The sequence below is a fragment of the Pseudomonas sp. B21-056 genome, from assembly GCF_026016325.1.
Taxonomy (GTDB): domain Bacteria; phylum Pseudomonadota; class Gammaproteobacteria; order Pseudomonadales; family Pseudomonadaceae; genus Aquipseudomonas.
This window is the reverse complement of record NZ_CP087203.1, coordinates 1,828,144-1,846,642: the sequence shown is the minus strand read 5'-3', so window position 1 is coordinate 1,846,642 and position 18,499 is coordinate 1,828,144. Positions and strand designations below refer to the sequence as shown.

General features: G+C 50.0%; 17 protein-coding genes and 1 pseudogene. 1 reads left to right on the top strand and 17 read right to left on the bottom strand.

The window, feature by feature from the left end:
• Window positions 1-82: 82 nt before the first annotated feature.
• Window positions 83-2,077 (bottom strand): polysaccharide biosynthesis protein, encoded by a 1,995-nt coding sequence (locus LOY67_RS08255; protein ID WP_265066727.1) that lies wholly within the window; start codon window positions 2,075-2,077, stop codon window positions 83-85.
• 163 nt (window positions 2,078-2,240) lie between these two features.
• A pseudogene (locus LOY67_RS08250) lies at window positions 2,241-2,562 on the bottom strand (glycosyl transferase); the annotation flags it as partial.
• A gap of 368 nt (window positions 2,563-2,930) precedes the next feature.
• Between LOY67_RS08250 and LOY67_RS08245 the strand changes: the two are divergent.
• Complete coding sequence (locus LOY67_RS08245; protein WP_265066726.1) at window positions 2,931-3,569, top strand: hypothetical protein; 639 nt, start codon at window positions 2,931-2,933, stop codon at window positions 3,567-3,569.
• 308 nt (window positions 3,570-3,877) lie between these two features.
• On the opposite strand, the gene LOY67_RS08240 is transcribed toward LOY67_RS08245, so the two are convergent.
• The 15 genes from LOY67_RS08240 to LOY67_RS08170 all read right to left on the bottom strand — a co-directional run bounded on the left by LOY67_RS08240 (window position 3,878) and on the right by LOY67_RS08170 (window position 18,480).
• Window positions 3,878-5,056 carry a DegT/DnrJ/EryC1/StrS family aminotransferase gene (locus tag LOY67_RS08240; RefSeq protein ID WP_265066725.1) on the bottom strand — a complete coding sequence of 393 codons (1,179 nt, stop codon included), beginning with the start codon at window positions 5,054-5,056 and terminating at the stop codon, window positions 3,878-3,880.
• 80 nt (window positions 5,057-5,136) lie between these two features.
• On the bottom strand, window positions 5,137-5,757 hold the full coding sequence (locus LOY67_RS08235) for an acetyltransferase (RefSeq protein WP_265066724.1): 621 nt from the start codon (window positions 5,755-5,757) through the stop codon (window positions 5,137-5,139).
• A complete protein-coding gene (locus tag LOY67_RS08230) occupies window positions 5,757-6,347 on the bottom strand; it encodes a sugar transferase (protein ID WP_144927138.1) in 591 nt (196 codons plus the stop codon). Before LOY67_RS08230 ends, LOY67_RS08235 begins: the two co-directional genes overlap by 1 nt.
• Complete coding sequence (locus LOY67_RS08225) at window positions 6,344-7,570, bottom strand: glycosyltransferase family 4 protein (RefSeq protein ID WP_265066723.1); 1,227 nt, start codon at window positions 7,568-7,570, stop codon at window positions 6,344-6,346. Before LOY67_RS08225 ends, LOY67_RS08230 begins: the two co-directional genes overlap by 4 nt.
• On the bottom strand, window positions 7,567-8,658 hold the full coding sequence (gene wecB, locus LOY67_RS08220; protein WP_047701575.1) for a non-hydrolyzing UDP-N-acetylglucosamine 2-epimerase: 1,092 nt from the start codon (window positions 8,656-8,658) through the stop codon (window positions 7,567-7,569). The genes LOY67_RS08225 and wecB overlap by 4 nt, the downstream gene beginning before the upstream one ends.
• Complete coding sequence (locus LOY67_RS08215; RefSeq protein ID WP_320110007.1) at window positions 8,655-9,770, bottom strand: glycosyltransferase family 4 protein; 1,116 nt, start codon at window positions 9,768-9,770, stop codon at window positions 8,655-8,657. Before LOY67_RS08215 ends, wecB begins: the two co-directional genes overlap by 4 nt.
• A 24-nt stretch (window positions 9,771-9,794) precedes the next feature.
• The gene (locus LOY67_RS08210) at window positions 9,795-10,928 is read right to left on the bottom strand and encodes an N-acetyl sugar amidotransferase (RefSeq protein ID WP_265066721.1); all 1,134 of its coding nucleotides are present in this window, start codon (window positions 10,926-10,928) and stop codon (window positions 9,795-9,797) included.
• Between the two features lie 136 nt (window positions 10,929-11,064).
• Window positions 11,065-11,817: an AglZ/HisF2 family acetamidino modification protein gene (locus tag LOY67_RS08205; protein WP_047701577.1), complete on the bottom strand. Its 753-nt coding sequence runs from the start codon at window positions 11,815-11,817 to the stop codon at window positions 11,065-11,067.
• Window positions 11,814-12,425, bottom strand: a complete 612-nt coding sequence (hisH, locus tag LOY67_RS08200) for an imidazole glycerol phosphate synthase subunit HisH (RefSeq protein ID WP_265066720.1) — start codon at window positions 12,423-12,425, stop codon at window positions 11,814-11,816. The genes LOY67_RS08205 and hisH overlap by 4 nt, the downstream gene beginning before the upstream one ends.
• A complete protein-coding gene (locus LOY67_RS08195) occupies window positions 12,422-13,657 on the bottom strand; it encodes an oligosaccharide flippase family protein (protein ID WP_265066719.1) in 1,236 nt (411 codons plus the stop codon). Before LOY67_RS08195 ends, hisH begins: the two co-directional genes overlap by 4 nt.
• The gene (locus LOY67_RS08190; RefSeq protein ID WP_265066718.1) at window positions 13,647-14,438 is read right to left on the bottom strand and encodes a hypothetical protein; all 792 of its coding nucleotides are present in this window, start codon (window positions 14,436-14,438) and stop codon (window positions 13,647-13,649) included. The genes LOY67_RS08195 and LOY67_RS08190 overlap by 11 nt, the downstream gene beginning before the upstream one ends.
• Window positions 14,384-14,968, bottom strand: a complete 585-nt coding sequence (locus LOY67_RS08185; RefSeq protein ID WP_265066717.1) for a hypothetical protein — start codon at window positions 14,966-14,968, stop codon at window positions 14,384-14,386. Before LOY67_RS08185 ends, LOY67_RS08190 begins: the two co-directional genes overlap by 55 nt.
• A 4-nt stretch (window positions 14,969-14,972) precedes the next feature.
• On the bottom strand, window positions 14,973-16,055 hold the full coding sequence (locus LOY67_RS08180) for a DegT/DnrJ/EryC1/StrS family aminotransferase (RefSeq protein WP_265066716.1): 1,083 nt from the start codon (window positions 16,053-16,055) through the stop codon (window positions 14,973-14,975).
• Window positions 16,056-16,057: 2 nt separating this feature from the next.
• A complete protein-coding gene (gene wbpD, locus LOY67_RS08175; RefSeq protein WP_047701581.1) occupies window positions 16,058-16,633 on the bottom strand; it encodes a UDP-2-acetamido-3-amino-2,3-dideoxy-D-glucuronate N-acetyltransferase in 576 nt (191 codons plus the stop codon).
• Entirely contained in the window at window positions 16,630-18,480 is a 1,851-nt protein-coding gene (locus LOY67_RS08170) for an acyltransferase family protein (protein WP_265067721.1), read from the bottom strand. Before LOY67_RS08170 ends, wbpD begins: the two co-directional genes overlap by 4 nt.
• Window positions 18,481-18,499 lie beyond the last annotated feature (19 nt).

Here is an 18,499-nt window from a genome sequence, read left to right as displayed (position 1 = left end):
GCAGCTTTTCCGAAGCTGCCTCTCAAACCTAGGCGATGATGAGTCGCTGTCAAAAATGTGTACGTTACAGATTATGTAATAATCAGGGTTCAAGGCGCCGTTGCTGGTAGATCCAATCAACAATCTCCCCATCCGGGGCATACCCGCTGACAGTATCCCGAAGCAATTGGCGGACCCGGGTGTAGTCATCATGTTCAATCGCAGCCAACAGCTCAGCCAGCCTGGCCTTGAGCACGTCCCAGGGAAGATGATCTTCGTTGGCGCTCATGATCATGGGGTGCTGGGTAGCAACGACGTTGTCACCAATCAGCAACTCTTCATAAAGCTTCTCACCGGGTCGCAGGCCCGTGAACTTGATTGAAATATCACCTTGAGGGTTCCTCTCCGAGCGGACGCTCAAACCAGACAGGTGAATCATCTTCTCTGCCAGTTCGACAATTCTTACTGGCTCGCCCATATCCAGAACGAACACATCGCCACCTAACCCCATGGAGCCGGCCTGAATCACCAGCTGTGCGGCCTCGGGAATGGTCATGAAATAACGCGTGATCTTCGGGTGTGTAACAGTCAACGGCCCGCCGGATTTGATTTGTTTATGGAACAAGGGGATAACCGAACCGGACGATCCCAACACGTTGCCGAACCGGACCATGGTAAAACGAGTCTTGTTGACTCGAGACACATTGGCACTATCGCCGAACAATACGGGCGCTAGCTCACGGCTAAGGGCTTGCAACGTCAACTCCGCGAGCCGCTTGGTACTACCCATCACGTTGGTGGGGCGCACGGCTTTATCAGTAGAGATCAGGACGAAGTTCGATACACCCGCCTGCAATGCAGCCTGAGCGGTGTTCAGCGTCCCAATCACGTTGTTCAGAACCCCCTCGGCAATATTATGCTCGACCATGGGGACATGTTTATAAGCTGCAGCGTGATAGACCGTATCGACATTCCAGGTCTTCATTACATCCAACAACTTGGCCTGATCCCGCACCGACCCCAGTATGGGCAGTAAACGAACAGATAGAGATTCACGGGTAGTTCGTGGTTCAAGTTCGGACAAAATACTGTAAAGGTTAAATTCGCTATGCTCATACAACAAAAGCGTGGTGGGCTTGAGCGCCAGAATCTGACGACAGAGTTCCGAGCCGATTGACCCGCCTGCCCCGGTGACCAGAACCGATTGCCCGGTGATGCAATGCTCAAGCAAATCTGGCTGCGCAGGTACTGGGTCACGTCCAAGCAGGTCCGCAATATCTACTTCCTGGATGTCATCCACCTTGACCCGCCCACTGGCCAGGTCCATGAAACCCGGGACGCTACGTACATGCAGCGGAAACCTCTCAAGCAAGGTCAAGATCTCCCGACGACGACCACGGGACGATGACGGTATCGCCAGTAGGATTTCCTGCGCCCCCGTTGCATCGATCATTTTTTGAATCTGCTTGGGCTCGTAGACCTGAAGCCCGGCGATGACGCGGTCTGCGATGCTGCTGTCGTCATCAATGAACGCGACTGGGCGCATTACCCGCCCCATGCGCAATGCTGCTACCAGTTGGTTCCCAGCGGCCCCAGCGCCATAAATTGCAACCTTGGGCAAACCGTCGTCACGGTTGGTAAACGGGACATGTTGGGCAGCGGTGAACCAGTCTCCCAGGAAATACTGACGCATCATCAGCCGAAGGCCACCGATCATGATCAGGCTCAACCACCAGTAATTGAAGATGATCGAGCGAGGTACCACGGTTTTATGGTTGCTGTACCAATACACTATGAGGGCCAGCAGCAAGGCAGAGAGACTGACCGCTTTGCAAATGGTAATCAATGCATCGTTGCCGAAGTAACGCATGACGGCGCGATACATGCCAAAGCGTATGAAAATCGGAATGGCGATCAGTGGGGCGGATGCGAAAAGCCAAAGATGCGTTTCGATCGGAGTGGCCAATGCCTCGACTCCGAGGCGAACAACAAACGCCAGCCATAGCGCGACCCAGACCAGGATTACGTCTGTAGCCACCTGAATCGCCCGCTTGTGGCGTCTTGGCAATCCCAGCAACGCTGTTCTTAATTTACCCATAAATCCTTCATGCACCTCGGCCAGCTCCTAAACCCAATCGATCCCGATAGACGCGGCACTGTCATCGACCGTTGGACAACCCATAAACAGAAAACGCGAATTTTTACCTTTAAATCATGCCTTCTCAAGCGCGCCAGCACGAGATGCTGACGGCCAGCAGTACCTAAGGCACGTAGGCAATGATTAAAGCCAACATTCTATCCACATTCCACAATACGACACATGCCGCCAACGGCAACAACCAGAACATATTAATCGACACCACCGCCAGCGTCACCGGCAGATGCCGACCATATTGGTGGGAGGCAGACTGATAAGCATAGGGTTCGATGAGCCTCGTAGATTTCTTTTCGCAGCAGCAGTCGTAATAAAGTAACGGTTGCATCGACAATAAAGACCCCTAGCAGAATCAACCAGACCCAAAGCAGCCTCGATGACTCCCGAGCCGTCTGTAGCGACAACAGGCTTAGGAGAATGCCGACGAACGGGATCCATAACCCCACCTTTCCCAGCGTAAGACTTCGGTTTACCGTAGGATCTCTGATATGCAGTTCCACGGCAGTAACGACTCGTAAGTTCTACACCTCTATTTGTCGTTGTTCTAAATACCGACGAACAGTGCCAATGATTTTCCATGACAACAATTAATTCCCTCAAGCATAAAATGACCAAGCATTGTGCTGGCGAGCCGCACCGCGTATAATATCAAAACAATATCAACTATTATATGCATTATACATAAGGATCCAAACACTTCAAACACCAGACTTATAAAATCAAGCTTACACTGGACGAAAACTTTAAAATTTATTTAATAGTTATTGCTTTTCCATACTGCGGAGAAAGTTGAAGAATGACGGCGGCAAGTTTTTCTAAAGACGAAATTTCATTGCGTGAATTTTTTTGTTTTCTGGCTCCGCAGATACGAACCATTATATTGATTTTCGTTGTGATATTTGCCATAGGCCTTGGCTATGCGATTACCAGACCGACGCTGCACATGAGCATTGCGAACGTAGCGATAGGCGATAGCTTAAACGTGGATTCTAGCGCTTCCAACCTACTCGAAAGTCCAGAAACGATGATGTATAAATACGCTCAACTCGCCACAATAGACCCTATAAAGAAAACGAATATCGTTGAGGTCTCGACTGTTGCAGCGAATCGCAAAGAGTCAATTAAAAAACTTAAGCTCGCTATCAATGAGATAACCTCGACGCAGAACCATCTCTATCAACAGCAAGAAATAAAATTTATTAAATACTTAGATTTGTTAGAAATGGCAGATACGAAAGAAATAAAAATCCTAAGCATGTTGCAAAATGCATCCCGCTCGTCAATGACCTATTCGTCAGAGATTACAACCACTGAGCTTCCTTACAGCGGTAACATGTATAAAATATTGCTTGGCACCACGCTCACCGCTCTTTTCGTAGCGTTGGTCATTGGCGCCATTAAAGAATGGATTAGGCGGTTAGGTGAAACAGCTTGATTAGATGCCCGGCGAAACATACATAAGCCACTTTTTCGTTTTTTAGAGGCTACCTCCGTTGTCTGACGATCAGCGTCGCGCCTTTGCTGCGGATAGTTCCCCCGGTCATCCAGCGTATGTCTCGCACCTCATCAACAGCCGCTCCGGGCTTATATTGCCACCGAAATGTAAGCGGCTGCCAAACTCACCTCGCGTAGGATCAGACCGGCCCCTTCCTACTCCACGTATTCGTCCCTCCTGACAAAAGACAGACAAATTGAACTTGGGCGGTATCAAATGTTTCCATGCGCTAGATACCACCCAGGATTTCATTTTCCAGCGGCGTCGCGCATGACCATTGCCAAGACTTCGCAAGTCTTGGCTATTTCGGCGTCCGTCAGCGTAGGATGAACCAGGAACATCAGGCTTGTTTCTCCAAGTCGCGCTGCCACTGGCAAGCTCTCTTCGGGTCGCCAGGGCGTATTGTCGAAAGCCTTCTCCAGATAGACCTCTGAACATGAGCCCGAAAAGCAAGGGACGCCGCGAGCGCTGATCTCGTTAAGAATCCGGTCCCGATCCCAACCTTCTGCGAGTTGATCCGGCTCTACGAAGACATAACACTTATACGCTGCATGCACGCTGTCACTGGGAGTCTCGGGAACACGCAAGCCATGCAAAGCCTTGGCGCAATCCCAGATACGGCGAGCGTTAGCCACCCGCGACTGGTGCCATTGCGGCATCCGTTTCAGCTGAATCCTGCCAATTCCGCCTTGTACCTCCAGCATTCTCCAGTTGGTGCCAAAGCTCTCGTGCAGCCAACGGAATCCTGGGGCATGCTGTCGCTCGTACACAGCTTCCCAGCTCTTTCCATGATCCTTGAACGACCACATCCTGGCCCAAAGTTCACGATCATTCGTCGTAACCATGCCACCTTCACCGGCAGTAGTCATGATCTTGTCCTGACAGAACGACCAAGCACCAATATGGCCTATCGACCCGATCGCCCTGCCTTTGTATCGGGCACCATGCGCCTGTGCACAGTCCTCAATTACTCGGATCCTGTGCTCAGTCGCCAAGGCCATGATGGGGTCCATATCACAAGGCCATCCGGCAAGGTGAACGCAGATGATGGCTTTGGTACGAGGAGACAGGACTGCCTTGATGGTTGACGCATCAATATTCTGCGAATCCGCATTTACATCCGCGAACACAGGTATGGCACCGACGTTAACGATGCTGGAAACAGAGGCCAAAAAGGTTCGGGAAGTCACAATTACTTCATCACCAGCGCCAATACCCAGCGCCTGTAGGGCCAAGTCGAGCGCTACCGTACCATTGGCCACTGCGACCGCATAATCAGTCTCGGCCCAATCGGCAAACTCTCGCTCAAATTGGCGGCACTCCTCCCCGGTCCAATAATTTACCTTGTTGGACAGAATGATATCGCGAGCACAGTTTGCCTCTTCTTCAGAGAAAGATGGCCATGGAGAAAAGGGGGTATTCAACATTGAACTAATCCTGATTCATCAAACTGGCGAGAATGCATATGGCTACAAAGTCTACCGTCGCATGGCCAAAATTGGTGGAATTATTTTAGAACCCGCGCCGGAACGCCAACCACTGTAATACCTTCTGCCACATCTGCCACGACAGCAGCCCCGGCCCCCACTACCCCGGCGGCACCGATGGTCAGCATTTGCTTTACGCACGCGCCTATGCCTACCCAGCTGCGATCTCCTGCCACGACCCCACCGGCGAGCCTGGCACCAGGGCTGATATGAACGAAATCACCTAGAACGCAGTCGTGATCGACACTACACCCTGTATTCAGAATCCCACCCAGCCCCACTCTGGCACCGGCATTGAGAACAGCTCCAGCAAATATCACGGTACCCGCCCCTACCGTCGCGTGGCAGCTGACATAAGCGGAAGGATGGATCAGCGTCAGTAACATAGCGCCACGCTGAGTGAGCGCAGCCTGCTTGGTCTGGCGAACAGCATTATTACCAATAGCTACGATTATCCCGTCAAACTCACGGACCCGCTCAAGTAACTGGTTGCAAGTACCAATCACAGCCCAAACGCCAATACTAGTGACGGAAGGCCATGCATCATCGAAGAAAGTAATATCTTCCCACCCGCAATATTCAGCGGTATCGGCGACCACTTTCCCATGCCCACTTGCACCAAGGATTGCAAGTTTTTTCATTACTTATTGCCCGTGAACTTTGACATAGTGGCCTCTCCACTAGCGCTAATACCATCCTTCTTCATAACTTTCTTAACCGTCAACGCGATGATTTGCAGATCTAGCCAAAAAGAACGATTTTCCACATACCAGACATCCAGTTCGAACTTCTCCGGCCAGCTTAAAGCGTTTCGCCCATTGATCTGTGCCCAACCGGTAACGCCTGGCCTTACCCTATGCCGAAGGTATTGTCGCTCGTTATAGAGCGGAAGATACTCCATCAACAGCGGTCTAGGTCCTACGAGGCTCATGTCGCCTTTAAGTACGTTCCACAGCTCCGGCAATTCGTCCAGACTGCTGGAACGTAGGAAACTACCGAACGGGGTCATACGCTGTGCATCGGGCAGCGGAACATTATTGTGGTCGTAAGCATCACGCATGGTGCGGAATTTGATCATCTCAAAAGGCTTACCCTCACGTCCGGGGCGAACCTGCCGGAATAACACGGGCCCTCCCAGCTTGTGCTTTATCAATATTGCCACGACTACTATAACCGGTGACAAAATGATCAAGCCCATAAGGGCTCCGGCAAAATCAACGACTCTCTTCATCTGCTGGTCTCACAAGCTTCATTCAAACAACGCGCCAAACTTCCTGCAAGCTTGTCGAAACCATGCTCGACTTCTACGTAGTGCCTTCCCGCATTCCCCATGGCCGCTCGCTCGGCGCTCGTCAGGCTCGACAACCTGGCGACCGCGTCGGCTAGCGCCTTGGGGTTGCCTGGCTCGACCGTAAATCCGGAACCAGAATCTTCGATGGGGTTGTTGCCCGCATCACAGCAGAACAGAACCGGACGCTGGCCAGCCATGAAGTCAAACAATTTGTTTGAACTGATTCCGTATTTGAACACTGGAGCGTTAATCAGGTTGAAAACAAACGCGTCCGCCTGCGCGGCCAACGCCGGTATCTCGCGCTTGGGAACAGGGTCTTCAAAACTGACGCGTTTGAGGCCCAGCTCTCCAGCCAAGGCAATCAATTCGGCCTTGCACGGGCCATTGCCAATAATCCGTAGCTGGACATGCGACATTTCGGGATTTTCTTCGATGATATGTTGCGCACGTAGAACATTATCCAATCCATTGGCTGGACCATGAGCCCCGAAATACATAAGCGTGAACTCATCTCCGGCCACCTTATCCTCTGGACGAGGAAAATCCTGGAGATCGACGCCGTTCGGAATCCAGGCGATCCTCTGCGCATCAATGCCCATAGGCACTATGTATTCATGCGCCTTGGGCAGCAGCACAACAATCCGCTTCGCGCGCTTATAAAGCCACTTCTCCAAAACACGAAGCGTCCGAGCGATCATGCTGTTGCGTTCCAACCGCCCCATATCGATCAGCGTTTCCGGCCACAGATCCCGCACTTCGAAAACGAAAGGCACTCTATATCGCCACGCAAGCACCGCCCCAGCGGCTGCCGCAAACGGATGAACACTCGAGCCAATGATGACGTCGGGCTTCTTCAATGCAGTAAGCTTACCGGGCTTAACAACCTGCCAGGTGTACTCCAGCATATTACGCATACGCGCAGTACCATTCCCCTCATACTCCGATGTTTTCAACCACAGGAAGGGAACGCCGTCATATTGATCAAGCCTGGCGGACTCCGAAACCGCAAGACGTTGCCGACCAGACTGGTGCTCTACACTGGCCGCGACAATCGAAGCCTTCCAACCATGCGCAGGCAAATTTTTCGCCAACTGGTAATGACGAGTACCGCCAGCCCCTCCTGGCTCCTGCGCGTAGTGGTTGAGGATCCAGACGTTCTTCATTCAGCGAGGTCCTCGACAAGGCGGCATATGATCAGCTCGGCCGCGTTGCCTTGACCATATGGCTGCACTGTCTCACCTTTGCTACCCAAGGCTTGACGAACGGCTGTCGCCACTTCTTGCGAAGACTTCGGCGAAACCAATCGATTCCATCCAGCTTCGACCAATTCAACCCACTCGGTTTCATCTCGTAACGTGACACATGGAACGCCGTAAAAGAATGCCTCTTTCTGCACGCCCCCCGAATCAGTGGCGATGAGCGCGGCGTGCTTCTCAAGCTGTACCATATCCAGATAACCGACTGGATCAATAAGGTGCAGGTTCTCTGGCATATCATCCAGTTGCCCGCGCTTCTGCAGAACCGCTCTCGTCCGCGGATGCACGGGCCATACGATCGGCAAATCGGTAGATAAGTCGCGGAAGGCCTCGACAATCGCGGTAAGTCGTGAAGGGTCATCGGTGTTCTCAGCGCGATGAACTGTTGCAAGTACAAAGTCAGCTTCCTTGAGGCCAAGCTTGGCCATTACGCGCCCGCTGGAGTCAACACGCCCGCCATGGAATTTTGCGACGTCGTACATGACGTCTCCGACGGGAATGATACTGGCGGCCCCCACGCCCTCTTCTTTCAGATGCTTCGCAGCGGTTGCAGTTGGAGTAAACATCCAACGTGAAACCCTGTCGGTCAGAATCCGATTTACTTCCTCAGGCATCGCCATGTTAAAAGAGCGCAGTCCTGCTTCAACATGGGCAACCGGTATATGCAATTTGACCGCAGCTAATGCACCAGCCAACGTGGAGTTAGTATCGCCATATACCAATACTACGTCAGGGCGCTCTTGCAATAGAACCTTCTCTACTTCAATCAACATCCTGCCGGTCATGTCGCCATGGCCGCCACCGTGGATATCCAACTGATAAGCTGGCGTTTTCATGCCTAACTCATCGAAGAAAACATCGGACATATTCGAATCGAAATGCTGTCCTGTATGAACAACGACCTCCTGGACCGCTGGCAAAGTGGAAATGAAGTGGGACACAACACTCGCCTTAATAAACTGAGGACGAGCACCCAAAACTGTTAAGATCTTCATTTTTTTACCTTTTTCGAAAGTTGTTCATAACAAGCCAAAAGTTTTTTTGACTCGATATCCCAATTGTACTGTACGCTTACTGCTTTCCGACCATTCTCACCAAGAAGACGTGCGCGCTCTGGGTCTTTGGCCAAAGCATCAATGGCATGCGCAATTGAGCGCGGATCCATTGGATCAACCAATATGCCGCAATTACTGCCATCTATTATCTGACGCCATAGAGGAAAGTCCGACGCAATTACAGGTATCCCCGCAGACATATACTCGAACATTTTATTAGGCTGGGCATCAATGTGATTGGGTAACGGATGAAAGGTTACCAGACCAGCCAAAGATCGAGACAGAACATCTCTTACATGCGATCGCTCGAGCTGGCCTAGCTGATTAACGGAAGCCCAACCTTCGAGTTCCTGCACCCGTTGTTCGACATGAGACTCGCTGAAGCGCCCGACCAGATTGAGACGCACGCCCTCTGAAACGTGGCTGAAGGCATCAACGACTTGTGAGATACCACGAATATTTGCGATACCACCCACATAACATACTTCTTTTTTCTTCTCTTCCCAAGAAACAGCTGCGTCCAACTCGCCAATCATTGGGAAGTTATTTATATCGATACTAGCCGAATTGATACGTAAAAATTTATCGCGAATAAAAGGCGTCGCCGCAAAGATAAAATCCAAATTACGACACGCAAAGCGCTCATACACAAAAAAAGCAACAGATATACACCTCATAAGAAACGGGTGCAAATAAGGCTTACTTAAAAGTTGCTTAGGAACATCCTCATGAGAATCAAAAACGACAACCTTCCCTGCCTTTTTTAATTTCACACCCACTGGAAGCAACTCTGGGTCATGAAACTGATATATATCCGCATCAAGCGACAGTGCTGTAGTAAAAACATCACCCGTAATTTTGAATATCCGTTGCAACCTGCCTTTAGGCTTACCGACATCCAATATCTGGATCCCGTTTACCTGCTCATCACCTTTACCATCTGCAACGATCAACGTGACATCATAACCAGCACTTGCAAGCGTACGACATTCTTTTTGAAAAATTCGAATATCGTATCGAGAATGCACCGACGTCAAGTGAACTACTTTCATCATATAAACCTATGCAAATGGCTCTCAGGAATAGATTCGAAGCTTTCTACCCATCAGCCTCTGGAGCAATCCTTGCGCACGTTTGGCAAAACGTTGCAAACCATCCCAGTTTTTGAAGTCGGAGTAGTCGTGTATTGGCACATTCATCAGCTCGTCGAATTGAGACCGCGAGATCCTGATCTTCTTGCAGAAGTATTCGATATCGGCTTCTAACTCCTCAGGGTCGTAGAGTGGCTCAGCAAGCTTTATCAGAGCAGTTTCACGAGTCAATTGACCTGATAAAATCATACTGGAGTAATGAATTTTTCGTTTATCGTAGCCAAACCTGGTTGGTAGATAATAATTTTGGAAGAGCTTAGTAAAAATAGATTCGCCATGTTTACGAGCGTAGGAGCGATATCCTATTGTATCTCGCAAATAAACTTCCGCCTCGGCCTTATTATAATTCATATAATTCAACGGACGAACAGTCCGCATTCCCTTCACGAAGGGATACCAAAAATAATATTCAAAAAAGCTAATGGTCTTGTAATCATTCAACGCGCGCTCTCCATAAGTTTTATGTATTGCGCGCAAATTAATAGCATCCATAGCGCTACCGTGCCATGTTTCTGGGAAAACCGCCTCGGTCGCCAGATTTCCGCCGCTAAGAATATATTTAATATTATTCTTAACTGCAAAATGATACATACTTGAAAAGAAGGCATGATCTTGAGGTACATCCTGATTCGCGACAGCTGCACGCATGTACGCTAACTGCAGATCCCGAACCTCTTCCCAGTTCATAACATGGGTATGCAAATCATAACCGCAATATTTTATTATCTTTTCGATATTACTAACCGCGAGCTCGCTATTCCATCCAGCATCGACATGTACTACAAGCGGACGCAAGCCATAGTCTTTGACTTTAAGAGCCAAATAGGAGCTATCAACACCACCACTCAAGCCAATAATACAATCATACTCTTTACCGGCACCGTCTTTTTTTATCTGCGCAACGATATTCTCAAGCCGTTGAGCGCCCGAACCGTCGGAAAATAGCTGCTGACTCTGAACCTCATCAAACTTACGACAGTGATTGCAAACGCCATGATCATCAAAGACGATCTGGGAGTCTGACGTATCCATTACACACCGGGAGCATACCTGAGTCACTGCACACCTCAATAGAATTCATTAATCACGGAGATCGCTTAATCGAAAGTGACCCGATAATATGATGCTTCAAGAATCTTCTCAAACGCTACGCACCAAAAGCGCCACTAAAAAACCAATACTAACAAAATATATTTCACTTACTGTCCTTGTTAATATCTGGATAGCTAATCAAGACTGCCCTGTGTTTTCCGTGAAATACAAAAAGACTACCTGCCGATACAGCAGAAACTTCGCAATTGTTGAATACAGCAAGCAAATCATCTGTAGACCCGGCACCACCGCAGGCCACGACAGGTACATGTACACTATTAACCACATTTGAAATCAGCGAGAGATCGTAACCCTTTTGCGTTCCGTCGCGGTCAATGGAATTCAGGAATATCTCTCCTACCCCAGCCTGCTCTAAAGCTTTCGCCCATTCCACGGGAGACTTCTTGATATCCCGAGATCCGTTGTGAGTGCACACTGAATACCCACCCAAAAGTCCCTTTTTGCAGTCGATTGAACCTACTACGCTCTGCGAACCATATTGCGCTGCAATGCTGCTGATCAGAGACAGACCATCTGCTGAAGCCGAATTTATAGCAACTTTTTCAACACCCAAGGCAAAAAGCTTTTGTGCGTGCTCTAGCTTGGTGATACCTCCACCATAACAAATTGGCATAAAGCACTCACTCGCGATCTCCGCCACAAGCTCAAAGTCCGGATCACGCTTCGCCTTCGTAGCGCTTATATCCAGAAGAACTAATTCATCAACCTCTTTTTCGTTGAAGATCCTAATTGCATTAATAGGATCTCCAACATATTTCGGATCCTTGAATTTTACCGTCTTAACCAACCCACGATCCTGCAAAAGCAAACAAGGAATAACACGTTTCCTAATCATTGCTCGAGACCTACAAAATTTTTGAATAGCTGCATACCAAACTTGTGGCTCTTTTCGGGATGAAATTGAAACCCGAATATATTTTCCCTCATTACTCCAGCGGTAAACTCCTGGCCATAGTTAGCAATCAATAAAGTATCGCTTTCGACCTTGGGCTGCATGTAATAGCTATGGACAAAATAGAATCGACTCTGCTCGTTCAGCCCATTCAAAATGGGATGATCGGCTCTGGGCTGAACCTCATTCCAACCCATGTGTGGAACCTTGCGCCCTTCTCGCTTTTCGAAGCGCACGATATCCATATCAATCCAACCCAAACCTTTCTCCTGACCTTCCTCGGAACCGCATCCCAGCATTTGCGAGCCCAAGCAGATGCCCATGACAGGTTTGCGAACGGTTAACGCTTGTTCATTCAGTACATCGATCAAACCACTTTCACGTAGACAGCGCATTCCGGCATCGAACGCCCCCACACCAGGAAGGATTAGTTTATCCGCTTTTTCCAAATCACTCGGCAAATTTGATGCTTTGGCTTTGGCGCCAACTTTTTTGAGCATATTGAGTACAGAAGCAATATTACCGACACCGTAATCAACAACGACGATCATTGCGATTCTCCTTTCGCCGCACGATAGGATATCCAAAAATATATCATATACATCACCGCATATCCGATTGAATAGGACCACAGAGCCGAATCAATTTCCTGGGAGAACGTGAAGCATAGCCAAGTGAACAAAAGCAGACATATCTGCCATAACAAGTCCAGCTTCTGCTTTTGCGCAATATAAATTGTATAACTTAGCGGACTTACGACAAACCTCATGAAAAATAGAGGAATCAGTAGTACCGCGTAACGCCCTGACTCTACCCACTCCTGACCAAAGAGCAAACCAAAAACCCATTCGCCCACTAGTGCAAAAATTCCAAACGGAACTATAGCGAGTGATGCTAACACGAAGAACGTCTTCAAGAATATTCGATAACAATTCCCTTGCACTCTAAAATCACGTGCTGCCTGTTCTTTGAAAACATCAAGCACCGAAGCTGCCAATAAGGAAATAGGCGCGCCCATCATTTTTAAAGTCAACGCAAACCAACCCGCGGCCTCGCTTCCAAACCGAGCAGCAATAAATATAACCGGAAGCTGACTCGCTGCTGTGTTCAAAAGATCAGCAGTAAGCGAGAATTTTGGAAAGTTCTTATGCCGACATGCCATCTCCTTCACAGACAACCAACTCGAGCTAATACTCCCCCTTAGCCAAGTACTGTTAATCCAGAGCAACGAAAGGCCCGTCGCTGTAATAACTCCGATTACTTGGCCGTGAATTAGACCCGAAACGCCCTGAGAAAAGTAGGCAGCAATAACTTGCGCGACCGCAATACACGCCGCAAGACTGATTCGAGATATGCCAAGCTTATTGAATGCTTGCTGATAGGTCAGCAACGACAATACGACCTTATTCATCCCTATGCCAAAAATCACAGCAACAAGCGACACCCAGAACATAGAAATCACAGGTGGCAAGTTATAGAAAACGCCATCCCACAACATCGCGGCACCGACGATCCCCAATGAGGTCAATACTCCAATAATGAAGATAAGTTTGAGTATAGCCTGAATATCATGCGCTCCATTGCAATTAAAAATCGCCATTTCATAACGACCTGTAATAGCAACTGCGGCTATTGTCGCAAATGATAGCCAGACACTAAATTCACCGAGATCGGCCGGGGTGTACAGGCGAACAAGAAGGAGCATGACCCCCATTGTGATGAGCTGAGCTCCGATAGTGCCCATTAAGACACGAGCGATACGCCCCAAGAAACTAGCGCTCATTGAATTTACTTCCCCCGAAGGTAAAGGGCACGGAGACAAGTACAATGAACCCTAGCATCAAGAAAACACCAGAACCCATCAACACAGTCAAAAGTGACTGTTCCAGGATTTTTGTCGCAAAGAGAAGCGCAACAGGGATAGTGAGGAAGGCGACATAGCGCATGTACAACAAATTCAACAACAGCACAACCCCACTCACGAACAGGGACTCAACGGCGACCCCGACATACTTAGCCTGCAAATAAGCGATAGCGAAAAAATTTACGTTGGCATTCAAGTTCGGATTATCGAAAATTTCTTGGCCAATTCGAAAAGTCAATGGTTCCGACTTCGCCACACCCATTATAGAACTAAGCAAGGTATCACTATAGAAATTATAACCAAACAATAAAACAAAATTATCCACAGCCCCTAACAACGTTGAGGGGACGATGAAAGCACGACGCACGAAATAGTCATTAAGATATGAATAGCCAAACAGCTCAAACTCAAGCGCCCCCGCCAACAAAAAAACGACTGCACCAGATAACAACCAAGAAATTTTTACATTTCCGTAGCGCCTAAAGTACTGCATCAGAAAATAGATAAGCAGTAGTACCATAAAAGGATATTTCTGGCCAAACGCCCCCCACAACACAAAGGCATTTGCCAAACCTAGTAGTATATATATATGCGATTTCCGGTAGACACCCCAAGCAAAAAGCACAGGGAAAAATGCCTGCGTGCCTATGGATGCGAGATAGCCACCCCCCGAGCCAGCTTGGAATACATCGCGCGCCAAGGCTCTTCGTACGTACTGATCAGGAAAACTAAAAGAAAAATAACTTGCGCTTTTAAAAAAAATAAAAAAAGCACCAAAATATTGGCAAACGCTAGAATCGCCAAACATTTTCGACTCAGTGCATCACTTTGCCTACTTTGACTTTCGTAAAATCTAATTTTATTCGCTAAAGCGATTATCACCACCCCAAACATTACACCCAGTGACACCCCTTCCCATGGCTTCGTATCGGGTGAAAAGTTGTTTGCGGCATTTAGAACAAGAGCATGGGGTACTACCACGAGAAAAAGTAGACAGACAATAAGATCTCCAGGCCTTTCCACGCGCCCCCCACACAGCAACGCACAAATCGAAGCCAGAACCGCCAGGTAAACTATCAGCCCGAAATCGATATGCTTTGCTGCCGCCCCCATGTACTCATGAAGTATATAAACATAGCTATTGTTCACCCATACTAAAGTCAGGAAATAGGCGAAAAACAGCAAAGCATTCAACAATACCGACCTATCGAGACGAGCTGATAAATACATAATATTATCCCGCGATAGCCGCGGCAATTTTCATTACAGACGTCTCATCCAAATAAGGATGCATAGGCAGGCTCATCACTTGCGTCGCGACTTCATCACCAACCGGCAGGGATACCGAAGAATCAGCTACTGCGGGTTGTTTGTTGAGCGGGATTGGATAGTGAACTACACTTGGAATACCTGCTGCTTTCAATTTTTCCTGAACAATGTCGCGATCTTGCACGCGAACCGTGTATTGAGCGTAAGCACTCACATTCTGCTCAGCGATGTATGGAATGCTGTTTAATCCTGCCGTACTCAACGCAACGTCATACCATTTAGCCACTTGCTGACGCAGCGCAATCTCCTCTTCGAAGATTTCAAGCTTGGGCAGTAGAATAGCTGCTTGCAGGGTATCCAGCCGGCTATTCACCCCAACCCGGATGTGATGATAACGGCGGTCCTGACCATGCCGGGCAATCTGGCGAATAACGGTGGCCAACGCTTCATCATTGGTAAAGATCGCGCCACCATCGCCATAGCAACCCAACGGCTTGCTAGGAAAGAAGCTGGTGCAGGAAACTGTTGTAAGGTTGCACGAGCGCTTGCCTTTGTACGAAGCGCCAAAGCTCTGCGCCGCGTCCTCGATCACAGGAATGCCGTATTTGGCAGCAATAGCGTTGATCGCATCAAAGTCAGCGCATTGCCCGTATAGTGATACTGGAATAATCGCCTTCGTACGCGGCGTAATCGCCGCTTCGAGCAACTGCGGATCAAGGTTGTAGGTACGTGGGTCGATGTCCACATATACAGGCTTGGCCCCCAGCAGAGCGACTGTTTCGGCAGTAGCAATGTAGGTGAAGCCCGGAGTGATCACCTCGTCGCCTGGGCCAATGCCCAGGGCCATCTGTACGATCTGCAGAGCATCGGTGCCGTTGGCGCAACTGATGCAGAACTTGGTGCCGGCGAAGGCGGCGAGGCGCTCCTCCAGTTCCTGTACTTCCGGGCCAAGAATGTACTGGCCGTGGCTCAAGACACGCTGGATGCCGGCATCTATCTTGTCCTTGATACGTGCTTGCTGGCTCTTCAGGTCAATGAATTCAATCATGCTCAGGCATCCATCTTGTTCAAAAATTTTCCGTTCAGCACATAACGCGCCCCCGTATGCGAGCAGAAGGCCTCGCCCTGCTCGTTCAACTGCAGTTGCTCGCCAAATTCGCTCATCCAGCCAATCTGCCGTGCGGGTACGCCCACCATCAATGCATAGGCCGGTACATCCTTGTTGATGACCGCGCCAGCACCGACGAAGGCATATTCACCAATGGTAACGCCGCAAACGATGGTGCAATTGGCGCCAAGCGTCGCGCCCTTCTTTACCAGCGTATCGAGGTACTGGTCCTTGCGCTCGATCAGCGAACGAGGGTTATAGACATTGGTGAAGACCATGCTGGGGCCACAGAACACGCCCTCTTCCAGCGTGACATTATCGTAGACTGATACATTGTTCTGGACCTTGCAGCGGTCGCCGATCACAACCTTGTTGCCTACAAACACATTCTGGCCGAGCGAAACGCCGGCACCGATCCGGGCCCCCCCGCAAACATGGACAAAGTGCCAGACACGGGAGTTTTCACCGATCTGTGCGCCCTCATCGACAATCGCGCTTGGGTGCTGATAGTAATTCATTGCTTCAGACTCACATTGGACTGAGGTTGATCGAAAGCACGTTGCAATTGCTCGGCAGCATAGTGCCCATAACGACTTGCACCTACCTCGTTGAGGTGGTGGCTGTCACGGTAGATGAGCAAGCCTTGCTGATAAGGCGCAGCGGCAAAGAAGCTGCTGTTGGAAAAGTCCAGGAAGCGCACGCCAGGCGTACGGTCGACAATGGCCTGAACTTGCTGGTTGGCAACCTGCCACTCGCTATTGAATGTCAATGGTGCCGGCAGGCCAATCTCGGTAAAGCGCCTTGCTCGCTGTACATCTGTTTCAAACATTGGTATCTGGGCAAGCACCACGATGTGTTTATGGGCTCCTGCAGCATCGACGAGAAACTCAGCAAACGCCTTGGCGAATGCTTGGCTCTGCATCTGGTACTGCCACATGCCTGCGATGATCACCCGCTCCACCTTAGGCAACTCACGGACGACGGCCTCAATCTGCGCGCGGCAAGGTTTTTGCGCCCAGGCTGGCAGGCGTTCAAAGTCGAAGCCGGGAATAGGCACGCAACTGCTGGCGGTGAGCACACGGTAAGCGACGCCCTTCTCTTCTCCCACCCGGTCGAAGAAGTAGTTCAACTGGGCAGCATGACTATCGCCAATTACCAGGACGGACACTTCGGCATCTGCCTTGCCTCGCTTGCACGCGCCCACCTGGGTGCCATGGCAAATCAGTTCTGGAGCAGCATAACGGGTGAGCTCCACAGGCAACGGAGCGACCAGCGAGGCGTTCACACGTTGCCCCCCCCACACCACCAGCACGACCACAGCACCGCCTACAGCCCACTTGGGCACCTGGCGCATCATACCGGAAGCGTTTCTGGCGGGTGTTTCGACCAAGCGATAGGAAAGCCATGCCAGCAGTACAGAGCTGACCACGAAAACCGGTAACCAAGCGTCCGTCAGCTCGTACTGCCCTGTGTAATAGCGAATGAACGCCAGCACCGGCCAGTGCCACAGATATAACGAATAGGAAATGCCGCCGAGCCAGACCATCGGCCGAGTGGCCAGCAACGCGCTGACCGGACCACGCCGGGCGGCGATGAGCAGCCCTGCCCCGACACAAGGCAGGCTGGACCAGAAGCCTGGGAAGTGTTGCTTATCGATAGCCAGCACTGCCCAAGCCAGCAGGGTTGCGCCCAGCCCACCGAATACGCTTGCAAGTAACATGGATAGCTCGCGCTGGCGCATCAGCAAGGCAACGATGGCACCGACCATGAACTCGGGAATCCGTGCCGACAGGGCAAAGTACAACCCTTCTTGCGATTCACCCAGTACACGGTAGCCGCTCCAGGCAAACAGGCTGACGGCTAGCAAGGCAAATGCCATGAGACGCCATTGCTTTGGCAAGCAAATGACCAGTACTGGGAAGAACAGGTAGAACTGCATCTCGATGGCCAAGGACCAGGTATGCAGAAGCGGCAGCTCATCGGCCCGCGGCGCGAAATAGCTACCGAAGTCAGCGAAGTACTGGTTGCTGGTAAACAGCGCCGAGGATTTCAGGCTGGCGAGAAAGAATGCGAAGTCATTAGGCAGAAACAAAATCGCGGATACTGCACATACCACCACCAGCATGACGAAATACGCCGGCAGAATACGTTTGATACGGCTGGCATAGAATGAAACGAGATCGATCTTATCGCTTCGCTCGGTCAACAATGCCGTTATGATGAAGCCAGAGATAACAAAAAAAATATCGACGCCAACATAGCCGGCTTTCAGCCAGCCACTATTGGCGTGATAAAGCATGACCGCCAGAACTGCGATTGCACGCAAGCCCTGAATATCGAAACGAATGCTGCGCGCGTGGCGCATCGCACCCGCTTCGTTTGGC